Raw genomic sequence first — 10,290 nt, 5'->3', positions numbered from 1 at the left:
CGCGCCGCGGCGACGCGACCGGGCCGCCCGGGCCGCGCCCCCTTTCGGGCCGGGCCGGGCCGCGGGCGGGGCCCCGCTCGCCCAGGGCAGGGGCGGCCGGCTCCCCCTTTGCGCGCGGCCCCTTTTTGCGCGCGAGGGCGCGAGGCCGGGACGCCACCGTCCAGAGCAGAAGGAATCGCCCCTCCTCTGGCCAAAACCGCCCCGCTTTGCGAGCCGACAAGGCCCTCAGCGCGCCTCCGCGCGACCCGCCGAGGCCTCGCTTCGAAAAAGCCGCAGGTCGCGCCGGGCCCGGACGTCACCTCAAAGACCGATCGGGCCCCGCCGGCTCGCAAAGCTGCCCTCTTTTGGCCACGCGGCTGCCGTTTCCTCCTGCTCTGGTCGGCAGAGCCCTCTTCTGTGCGCGTCGGCTGGCCGACGGAGCTCGAAAGCCGCCTCCTATGCTCGCTTCTCCTGTCCTCGTGGCGCGTGGTTTGAGGTAGCATGCTGCTCGTGCGCGCCGAGCGCACGCCACCGCGATCCGTTGCAGGCCCGCCCACGGGAGGCGCTGGCCCGGCGGGCGAAAGGGGACCACCCATGGCAGTCATGAAGCCGTTCCAGCGCGAGGCCATCTTCAGGGAGCTCGCCACCATCAAGGAGCGCAGCCCGTTCTACGCGCGCAAATTCGCCGACGTCGATCTCTCGACGGTTCGCACCCAAGAGGAGTTCGAGCGCCTGCCGTTCTCCGAGAAGAACGACCTGCGCGACGCCTACCCGCTCGGCATTCAGGCTGTGCCTGACGAGGACGTTGTGCGCATCCACTCGTCGAGCGGCACGACGGGCACGCCGGTCATCATTCCCTACACGCAGAAGGACGTCGACGACTGGGCCACGATGTTCGCCCGCTGCTACGAGGCCATCGGCTGCACGAAGCTCGACCGCATCCACATCACACCCGGCTACGGCCTGTGGACGGCCGGCATTGGCTTCCAGCTCGGGGCGGAGCGCTTCGGCGCCATGACGATCCCCATGGGCCCGGGCAATACCGAGAAGCAGCTGCGCATGATGGTCGACTTGCAGTCCACGGTGCTGTGCGCCACGTCGAGCTACGCGTTGCTGCTGGCCGAACGCATCGCCCAGGAGGGCATCCGCGACAAGCTGGTGCTCACGAAGGGCCTCATCGGCAGCGAGCGCTGGGGCAAGAAGATGCGCGAGCGCATCGCCAGCGAGCTGGGCGTCAAGCTGTACGACATCTACGGCCTCACGGAGATTTATGGCCCGGGTGTCGGCGTGAGCTGCGACTACGACTGCGGCATCCACGTGTGGGACGACTACGTCTACCTGGAGGTCATCGACCCCAAGACCGGCAAGAACCTCCCCGACGGCGAGGTGGGCGAGCTCGTCATCACGACGCTCGTCAAAGAGGCCGCGCCGCTCATCCGCTATCGCACGCACGACCTGTGCAGCATCATCCCCGGCGACTGCCCGTGCGGCAGCCCCCACACGCGTATCTCGCAGCTCGTGGGGCGTACGGACGACATGTTCAAGGTCAAGGGTGTCAACATGTTCCCGGCGCAGGTCGAGGAGGTGTGCGCCGCCGTCGACGGTGTGAGCAGCGAGTATCAGGTCATGATCGACCACCTTAACGGCAAGGACATCATGACGGTGTACTTCGAGTGTGACTCCGACGACCAGATGCGCCGCGGGCAGGTTGAGCAGGCCATGCTCGAAACGTTCAAGAACCGCATTGGCGTGACGATTGTGCCCAAGGCCGTCGGCATCGGTGACCTGCCGCGCTCCGAGAAGAAGTCGACGCGCATTCTCGACAACCGCTACTAGGTCTTGCGCCTCGCTCTGATATCGATAGTCCGTCCGTGCTGGCAGGGCGCGTACCACGAGATGTGGTGCGCGCCCTTTTTGGTGGGGGCCGCGGCCCGGCGCGTGCTTACGTCACATCCTTCGTGGAGCAGGCGTGTACGCGTCTCGCCCGCTTCTCGCGTCGCTGAAAGGGTGACGGGCGCACGGGTATAGTCTGGGGCCATCTATGGGCGGCGGTGCTTTTGTGCGCTGTCTTGGGCCGCATTGCCCCTACCGACGAGAGGGAGAGGACACGCAAGATGATTTCGACTGACTTCACGCCCCACGGCGTCTGCTCCACGAATATCCACGTTGAGTTGAGTGACGACGGCTCCACGATCGAGCGCGTCGAGTTCACGCGTGGCTGCGACGGCAACCTGCGGGCCATCAGCAAGCTCGTCAAGGGCATGCCCACCGACAAAGTTGTCGAGCTGCTGGAGGGCAATCACTGCGGTAAGCGTCCCACGTCCTGCGCCGATCAGCTGACGAAGGCCCTGCGCGAGGCTCAGCTCGTTGCGAGCGCGCGCTAGTCTCTCGCCATCCGCGTAATCCTACCGGCCGCCTGCCGAACTCTTCGCTGCGAAATGGTACCGCGTGAGTGTTCTTAATGTGCTAATTTTTACGTCGATTTTCCCGAGATCGCGAGTATCATACGCAACAGTTTCATTGCCATCGTTTCCAGTGCGAAGTGCGAGGACTTACGGATGCTAGTTTCAACTAAGGGACGCTACGGCCTGCGTATGATGATCGACATCGCGCGGCATCAGGGTGAGAGCCGCGTTTCCCTGCGCGAGATCGGTGAGCGTCAAGGCATCTCCGCCAAGTACCTCGAGCAGCTTGCCCGCCTGCTGTGTACGGCGGGACTGCTGCACGGTGCACGCGGCCAGGGCGGCGGCTACCTGCTGTCCAAGGCTCCCGAGGACATCAAGGTCGGCGATATCCTGCGCGCTACGGAGGGCTCGGTCGCACCTGTTGCCTGCCTGGCTCGCGCCGATGTTGACTGCCCGCGCGCCGAGTCGTGCGAGACGCGCGAGTTCTGGGAAGGGCTCGACGCCGTTATCACGAGCTATGTCGACGGGTCGACGCTGGCTGACCTTGCGAGCCGACGCTGCGGGGACGAGGTGAAGCCCGGCCCCTGCCTGGCTTACAACGCAGGTCCGGCCGAGCGCTAAGCGTCGCTTGAGACGTACTTCCGGCGAACAAACACGCCCCGCCCGCATTGGCGCAAGCCATCGCGGGCGGGGCGTTTTGCGTGCAAAGGATCCGTCGGGCGGTCGCTTAGCGGGCGGGAGACGTGAGCGGCTCTTCGCCGAGGTCGCGCGGCTCGGCGGGGTCCAGCGGTAGCTCGTCGCGCGTGATGAGGCCCCGTCCCACCAGATATGACACGATGACGTCCGCGGCGCCTGCGGCGTCGAGGTGCGCCGAGTTGATCGTGAGGTCGAAGTTGTGCGGGTCGGCCCACTTGCGGTCCGTGTAGCGCTCGTAGTAGTTGGCGCGCCGCGGCGAGATCTGCTTGAGACGGGCGCGGGCCTTGTCGAGGCTCAGGTTGTTGCGTCGGGCGATGCGCTCCGCGCGTGCCTGCTCGTCGGAGAGCACGAACACGTTGACGACGTCGATCTCGTCGCGAATGTCGTCGAGCACGTAGTCGGCGCAGCGCCCCACGATGACGCAGCTGTGCTCGCGCGCGATGTGCTTGATGGCGTTTGCCTGCGCGATGAACAGCTGGTCGTCCAGGGGGATGCCCCCCTCGGACAGCAGGCCGTGCGGCGCATACGAGAACAGCCACGACAGCCCACGAGGCACCTCTTCGTCCTGGCGCAGGAACGCTTCCGTGGAGTAGCCCGACGTCTCGGCGGCGAGGAAGACGAGCTTCTTGTCGTAGTACGCCACGCCGAGCTGGCAGGCCAGCGTCGAGCCGATCTCGCGACCGCCGCTGCCGTACTGGCGGCCTATGGTCACGACGACGTTTTTATGGGGCATAGCGCATCTCCTGCCTCCCGCGCAGCGCGGGCATCGTGCCGCCGATCTGCGCAACGGGCGCAAAGTCGGACCCCCGCCGTCTGTTTTGTTGCGGGAGAGGGCCTGGGGCCCCGGGCGTTGCCGCATTATATATGCCTATGGACAAGGCGGGGAGTCGGGAAGGCGAGGTGGCGTATGGCGCATGTGGACGGTGGGGATCGCGAGCCCCTTGCTCCCGAGGATGGCGTGCGCGTCGGCCCCTCTCTGCTGACACGCCGCGAGTTTGCTGCTGCCGCCGCCGCGACTGCTGCCTCGGCTCTTGCTGCCCGGGCGGCGCTTGCTGACGAGCAGGGCGACGGGGAGGCGTCTGCCTCGTCCCTCGACGCCGATGACTCGTCAGCTCAGAGCGGGGAGTCGGCTGATCAAACGTACGACAACGCCATCGACGTGCTCAAGACGTACGAGGACGAGACGGCCACGCTGACGTACGAGCCGCTCGCGACGTTCGAGCTCCCGCTGGGATGCGTCGTGAGCTCGGACTGCGACACGCGCGCCGCCGTTCTACAGGCTAACGACTCCGCCCGACCGCTCACGCTCATCGGGTGCCTCGACTATTCGCTTGGCAACTACTCGATCGTCCTCGACCATCCGCTTGCGGGTGACGGCTATGCCCCAAGCGAATGCCACCTCACGGAACGCGTCATCGCCTGGGTCGAGACGAACAACGCGACGGACGAGTGGGTGTTCTACGCGGCCCCGTTTGATGGCTCGCCGCTGTCGACCAACGAGGACGTCGTGCAGCTGGGCTCGGGTGACGCCGACTGGCTCCCTCCCCAGTTCGCCGTCTGGGAGAACCGTGTCGTCTGGCAGGTCATGCCCGATCCGAACGGGCCCCACGTCACGGAGAGCTCGCGCGCCTATGTCTGGCGGCGTGGTTCGGACTCAGGCGCGCTCGTGTACACATCTCCCGGCCGCTTCGCCTGCGCCCCCTCTATCAGCGAGGGCGTGCTTACGATCGCGCCGCGCGTCAACGCCGACCGGGGCGTCTACTACGGGTTGACGGCCATCGACCTCGACGACGACAACCGCCAGCTCGATCAGCTTGTGCTGCCCATGTCCGTGCGCCCGTTTCTCGCGACGCACATCGGGGACGACTTCGCGTTTTCCATCGAGGCGAACTATGGCTACGGTGGCCTGCTCGGCGCCATGGGCTACCTCATTGGCCCGAGCGAGGGACCGTTTCTGAACGTCGTGCGCGAACCGTCGGCCCAGATTGGCTTCGTGGGCGGCCTCTACCTCGTGCGCAGCCAGCTGATCTACTTCGTCGTCGACGTGCGCGCCAAGCGCTACGGGCGCATATCGTCGGTCAGCAACTGCGTCGACTACGGCGACTATCCGGCCTCGTCGGGCACGTCACAGCTGTTCGTAACGTATGCGACGGTCAAGGATGAATCCTCGGGGATTCCTAGTAAAGTTCTTGTCCGTCTATTTTCGTTAAGTTAGGGTACAATGGTTCGAAGAATCCAGTATTCGGTGGATTCTCAACCTGTGATGTCAAACGCCGCGACTCACACAAGGAGAGTTTGCAATGCCTCAAGATGCCCGCAGGATCCTCCTCGTTGAGGACGAAAAAGCCATTCGTGACGCCGTGACCGCCTACCTGGAGCGCGAGAAGTACTCCGTCGTGGGTGTCGGCGATGGCCAGAGCGCCGTCGAGGAGTTCGAGAAGCATCAGTTCGACCTGGTCATCCTCGACCTGATGCTCCCGAAGCTGTCCGGCGAGCGCGTGTGCCGCGCAATCCGCGATAACTCCGAGGTGCCGATCATCATGCTGACGGCGAAGGGCGAGGTCGAGGATCGCATCATCGGCCTGGAGCTTGGCGCCGACGACTACCTCATCAAGCCGTTCTCTCCGCGTGAGCTCGTGGCCCGCGTGCGCGCTTTGCTGCGCCGTACGCACCTCGACTCCGAGCCTCAGCTCGAGGTGCTCGACTTCGGCGATCTCGTCATCGACGTCTCCGGCCACAAGGTCGAGGTCGACAAGCGCGAGGTCGAGCTCACGGCCTCCGAGTTCAAGCTGCTTACGACGCTGGCGCGTTACCCGGGCCGCGTCTACACGCGCATGGAGCTCGTTGAGAAGGTGCTCGGCTACGACTTCGAGGGCTACGAGCGCACGATCGACAGCCACGTCAAGAACCTGCGTGCCAAGCTCGGCGACGACCCGCGCAATCCCAAGTGGCTTTACACGGTGCACGGCGTGGGCTACCGCTTCGAGGCTCCCAAGAAGGATGCCGCCGAGGCGGACGCCGACAAGAAGGAGTAGCAGGCAAAAGGGGTCGGAGCCGGATACGCGTCCCGCTCCGGTGACGAGGGGCGGGGTTTCGTATGCGTACGGACACGAATGCCAGTGAGGGCGAGACCTCAGAGGTCGGGACGTCCGCATCGTTCGGCCCCACAGTCAAGAAGTCAGGCAAGCGTCGCTCGCTCACGTTCAGAGGGCGGGTGGCGCTTTCTTTTGGCGCCGTGACGCTCGTGACGTCCATCCTGTTCGTTGCCGTGCTCTCCGTGGTGTGGAGCGGCCAATTCAACACGTACACGCGCGACAACATGGAAGCCATGGCGTCATCCGCCGCCGTGTCCCTTGGCCACGAGTACGACCTGCGCAGCTACTGGGACGTGTCTGAGCTGCAGAGCGTGCTGACGGTGACGAACCTGTTCGACGGCGTGGGCATCCAGGTGCTCAACAGCAGCGGCGTGCCCATCTACGACAACACGTGGATCCTCGACAGCGAGGTCTCGCTGGCGCCCGATGCGTCGTCCATGGTGACGGAGCCGATCCTCAGCAAGACAGGCGCGCGCGTGGGCACGGTCAACGTGTGGGCCATGGGCTCCGACGCGCTGCTCACGGCCAAGGACGTCAGCTTCCGGGAGAACTCGCTGTACGGCATCGTTGTGGCGGCGGCCATCGCGCTCGTCATCGCCATCGGCATGGGCTTTGGCTTCTCGCGTGCGCTCACGAAGCCGGTGCGCCGCATCTCCTCGACGGCGCAGATCATCAAGGAGGGTGACCTCACGGCCCGCACGGGCATCACCGGCCCCGACGACATCGGCCAGCTCGGCGAGACGTTCGACGAGATGGCGACCGTGCTCGAGCGCGACCGCGAGCTCGAAAAGCGTCTGACAGCCGACGTGGCTCACGAGCTGCGCACGCCGCTCATGTCCATCATGGCGACGGTCGAGGCCATGCAGGACGAGGTCATGCCGTGCGACCAAGAGCACCTCGCGCTCGTGGACAGCGAGACGAAGCGCCTGTCGCGCCTTGTTGACAGCATGCTGCGCCTGTCGCGCCTCGAGAGCGGCTCGGTACGCATGCACTTCGGGGCGATCGACGTCGTGGACTTCCTGCGCGGGATTGCGAGCTCCCACCTGGCGCTGCTCGCCGGCGCGGGTCTGGAGCTGACGTTCGAGAACCGCACGGGGGACGACGAGTTCGAGGCCGAGCTCGATCGCGACACGATCACGCAGGCCGTGACGAACCTGCTGTCCAACGCCATGCGCTATACGCCGGCGCCCGGTCGCGTGACGATTTGGATCGATGGCGATGAGGACGAGGCACGCATCGGCGTGACGGACACGGGCATCGGCATCTCTAAGGAGAACCTCAACCGCGTGTTCAGCCGCTTCTGGCGCGCCGAGGAGAGCCGCAACCGCGCGAAGGGCGGACTGGGCGTGGGCCTTGCCGTGACGAAGGAGATCATCGACTGCCACCACGGCCATGTCGACGTGACGTCCGAGGTCGGCAAGGGCACGACGTTCACGATCATCATTCCGCGCACGCAGCCAAAGCCTGCGAACGAGTAGGGGCGTTTATCTGCCTGTGGGGGCGCGTTTTGCGCCTGTTTGGGAGGCTTTTGTAGCCGCAGGCCTGGAATCTGGCCGAGATCCGGGCTTGTGTATGGCGGTTGTCCCGCGTGCGTCACGTGCGAGGCGCATCGTCGCAGGTGGACGTCTCGCGAGATATCGGCGGCATGCGGGTCGGGTGCAGCGGTCAGTACACGAGCTCTGTTTCTGACCGCCGAATTGCACTCTGGTTACGAGCGGCGCGCTCCCGGGGATTCCATGGTAAGCTTGCGGCATTAACCTGCTCTCCGTCGATGGGGGGGGGTACTTCATGAGCGCTTTTTCGTCGCACGCCCATGCCAGGGATCCTCGTGCTGGAGTCCCAAGTCGCGTCGTCTGCCTGATCTTTTCGGTATATACCGCTCTGTGCCTCCTCATGCCGTGGTCTCTGTACGTGGGGGCGCCTGCGGGGTCGTCTCGCCGCGTACCTGATGCCGCACTCGAACGCCTGGCTGAGGTGCCGCCAGGCATAGCTGGCGTTCCGGGCGTTGTCGGCGCTCTGGCGGGGGAGTCCATCGGAGCTGCACTGCTCTTTGTGGCGGTCAGCGCCATATGCGCGGCGGCGCTCGTGCTTATTGTCATTGGCATAGTGCGCGTGTTCCGTTTCCGTGGCGGCGTCGGCCTGCTGCGCGGAGGGCTGGGGCTCGTTGCGTTTGCCGCGTTCATTGCGGGGCCGGCTATCTTCATGTTCTACTCCGCCAGGGGCCTGCTCGTGTTCTGGCCGACGTCTTGGCCGATGTACGCGTTCTTCTGCGCCGCGGTTGCCACGATAGCTGCCGCGCGCTATGACCGCCTTGCCGGTCCCGACACGGCTGCTATCGACGTTCAGCTCGCGTCCCAAGGGTATGAGCTCGACGAACGTCGCGATCTCGACGCCGATGAGACGGGCGGTTGGTATGAGCGTGCTGAGTACCTGGAGCGCAGGGGCCGCTCGAGTGGCGCCGTCTTCGTGCTCAGAGTTCTGGCCTGCGTGTTCGGGGCGCTTTGGGTGCTGCTGACCGTACCGATCGCCGCGGGGCTCGTCTCGATCGGCATTCAGGCTGCCGCGACGCTATCCCTTAGTCCGGGTGATGCGCTTCACACTCTCGGCACGATGGTTGCCACGGGCGGGAAGGACCTCGCTGCCTATGTGCTGTGGCTGACGGCGATCGTGCTCGTCGTGCAGGGCGTCCTGTCGTTTGCACGCTGGCGCCAGGGCACGGGGTGCCTGCGCTCTGGCGCTCTCGTCGCGTGTCTGTGCGCTGCGATGGCGCCGGCGGCGATCTATGTCGGCCTGGTTGCGGGGAGCCTGCTGATGCCCGGCCTGGAGAGCGACGTCACGACGCAGGTGAGCATATGGTGGGCGGCCTCGCTCATGGGCCTCGCCCTGCTCGCTGCCATCCTGTCGGGACTTGCTGACGGTATGGCATTTTCGCGAGCTGCCAGCGAGCTCGAGGAGAACTGAGCCCGGGATCGCGAGCCTTCCTTCCTGCTCTAGGGAGTGGCCTGCGGCCGGATTAACAGAAGTGTCCGCGCCTGGGCCGCTGACCCTCGGGATTTTGAGGAAGGCGGGCGGTTTTCGGGCGTGCGGGCGTACCTGCCAGCGGCGGGGCTCTAGAATACGAAGAGGAAAATAGGCGTGCGCTATATCGCCGCGTCGCCGCTTTTGCCTGTGGTGCGCTAGGGGAGACACGGCAGGCCATATCACATTCTTCGTCGAGAGGAGACTCGTCGTGTCAGAGGTGGCTCTGAGGCCCGACTCGCAGGGCAAGGTTCGCGACATGTACGACCTGGGTGATCGCCTGCTCATCGTGGCGACCGACCGCATCAGCGCCTTCGACTACATCCTCAAGGACGAGATCCCGCACAAGGGCCAGGTGCTCACGCAGATCTCGCGCTTCTGGTTCGAGCGCTTTGCCGACCTCGTGCCCAACCACATGCTGAGCTGCGACGTCGCCGACCTGCCCCAGGAGTTCCAGCCCTATGCCGACTATCTGGCCGGTCGCTCGATGATCGTCAAGAAGGCCAAGCCCATCCTCGTCGAGTGCATCGTGCGCGGCTACCTCACGGGCAGCGGCAAGAAGACGTACGACCAGGACGGCACCGTGTGCGGCATCAAGCTGCCGGAGGGCCTGACCGAGGCCTCCAAGCTGGCCGAGCCCATCTTCACGCCGTCCACGAAGGCCGAGATCGGCGAGCACGACGAGAACATCTCGTACGAGAAGCTCGTGGATCTGCACGGCGCCGAGCTCGCCGAGACGCTGCGCGACCTGTCGCTCAAGATCTACACGGCTGCTGCCGACTATGCCGCCGGCCAGGGCATCATCATCGCCGACACGAAGTTCGAGTTCGGCTACATCGACGGCAAGGTGACGCTCATCGACGAGTGCATCACGCCCGACTCGAGCCGCTTCTGGCCGGCCGCGGGCTACGAGCCCGGCAAGGTGCAGCCCAGCTACGACAAGCAGTTCGTGCGCAACTGGCTCAAGGCCAACTGGGACTTCAACGGCGAGCCGCCCGCGCTGCCGGCCGACGTTATCGCCAAGACGACGGAGAAGTACGTCGAGGCATACGAGCTTATCACCGGCACGACCTTCAACCCCGCAGGGAGTCGCTAGT

General features: G+C 65.4%; 9 protein-coding genes. 8 read left to right on the top strand and 1 reads right to left on the bottom strand.

Annotated elements, in window-relative coordinates:
* The first annotated feature begins 582 nt into the window (after positions 1-582).
* The 3 genes from KHZ24_11250 to KHZ24_11240 all read left to right on the top strand — a co-directional run bounded on the left by KHZ24_11250 (position 583) and on the right by KHZ24_11240 (position 3,005).
* Positions 583-1,815, top strand: coding sequence for a phenylacetate--CoA ligase (locus KHZ24_11250; GenBank protein MBS5451762.1), 1,233 nt, complete (start codon positions 583-585; stop codon positions 1,813-1,815).
* A 278-nt stretch (positions 1,816-2,093) separates the two neighbouring features.
* Positions 2,094-2,363, top strand: a complete 270-nt coding sequence (locus KHZ24_11245; GenBank protein MBS5451761.1) for a TIGR03905 family TSCPD domain-containing protein — start codon at positions 2,094-2,096, stop codon at positions 2,361-2,363.
* A gap of 174 nt (positions 2,364-2,537) precedes the next feature.
* Positions 2,538-3,005: an Rrf2 family transcriptional regulator gene (locus tag KHZ24_11240; protein ID MBS5451760.1), complete on the top strand. Its 468-nt coding sequence runs from the start codon at positions 2,538-2,540 to the stop codon at positions 3,003-3,005.
* A 106-nt stretch (positions 3,006-3,111) separates the two neighbouring features.
* On the opposite strand, the gene KHZ24_11235 is transcribed toward KHZ24_11240, so the two are convergent.
* Positions 3,112-3,813, bottom strand: coding sequence for a cytidylate kinase-like family protein (locus KHZ24_11235; GenBank protein MBS5451759.1), 702 nt, complete (start codon positions 3,811-3,813; stop codon positions 3,112-3,114).
* A 174-nt stretch (positions 3,814-3,987) separates the two neighbouring features.
* Here KHZ24_11235 and KHZ24_11230 point away from each other — a divergent pair, with 174 nt between their 5' ends.
* From KHZ24_11230 to KHZ24_11210, 5 genes are all read left to right on the top strand, one after another.
* The gene (locus KHZ24_11230) at positions 3,988-5,295 is read left to right on the top strand and encodes a Tat pathway signal protein (GenBank protein MBS5451758.1); all 1,308 of its coding nucleotides are present in this window, start codon (positions 3,988-3,990) and stop codon (positions 5,293-5,295) included.
* An 85-nt stretch (positions 5,296-5,380) separates the two neighbouring features.
* Positions 5,381-6,115: a response regulator transcription factor gene (locus tag KHZ24_11225; GenBank protein ID MBS5451757.1), complete on the top strand. Its 735-nt coding sequence runs from the start codon at positions 5,381-5,383 to the stop codon at positions 6,113-6,115.
* A gap of 179 nt (positions 6,116-6,294) precedes the next feature.
* Positions 6,295-7,653, top strand: coding sequence for a HAMP domain-containing histidine kinase (locus KHZ24_11220; protein MBS5451756.1), 1,359 nt, complete (start codon positions 6,295-6,297; stop codon positions 7,651-7,653).
* A gap of 415 nt (positions 7,654-8,068) precedes the next feature.
* Complete coding sequence (locus KHZ24_11215) at positions 8,069-9,136, top strand: hypothetical protein (GenBank protein MBS5451755.1); 1,068 nt, start codon at positions 8,069-8,071, stop codon at positions 9,134-9,136.
* A 268-nt stretch (positions 9,137-9,404) separates the two neighbouring features.
* Positions 9,405-10,289, top strand: a complete 885-nt coding sequence (locus KHZ24_11210) for a phosphoribosylaminoimidazolesuccinocarboxamide synthase (protein ID MBS5451754.1) — start codon at positions 9,405-9,407, stop codon at positions 10,287-10,289.
* Position 10,290 lies beyond the last annotated feature (1 nt).

It is taken from the genome of Coriobacteriia bacterium, assembly GCA_018368455.1.
In the GTDB taxonomy this organism is placed as follows: domain Bacteria; phylum Actinomycetota; class Coriobacteriia; order Coriobacteriales; family UMGS124; genus JAGZEG01.
The sequence above is the reverse complement of the archived record's forward strand: the minus strand, read 5'-3'. Positions and strand labels throughout refer to the sequence as shown.

What these genes read in the sequence shown, in the direction of transcription:
- KHZ24_11225 (MBS5451757.1), top strand. Translation starts at nt 5,381, where the DNA reads ATGCCTCAAGATGCCCGCAGGATCCTCCTCGTTGAGGACGAAAAAGCC.
- KHZ24_11250 (MBS5451762.1), top strand. Translation starts at nt 583, where the DNA reads ATGAAGCCGTTCCAGCGCGAGGCCATCTTCAGGGAGCTCGCCACCATC.
- KHZ24_11215 (MBS5451755.1), top strand. Translation starts at nt 8,069, where the DNA reads ATGCCGTGGTCTCTGTACGTGGGGGCGCCTGCGGGGTCGTCTCGCCGC.
- KHZ24_11245 (MBS5451761.1), top strand. Translation starts at nt 2,094, where the DNA reads ATGATTTCGACTGACTTCACGCCCCACGGCGTCTGCTCCACGAATATC.
- KHZ24_11235 (MBS5451759.1), bottom strand. Translation starts at nt 3,813, where the DNA reads ATGCCCCATAAAAACGTCGTCGTGACCATAGGCCGCCAGTACGGCAGC.
- KHZ24_11240 (MBS5451760.1), top strand. Translation starts at nt 2,538, where the DNA reads ATGCTAGTTTCAACTAAGGGACGCTACGGCCTGCGTATGATGATCGAC.
- KHZ24_11230 (MBS5451758.1), top strand. Translation starts at nt 3,988, where the DNA reads ATGGCGCATGTGGACGGTGGGGATCGCGAGCCCCTTGCTCCCGAGGAT.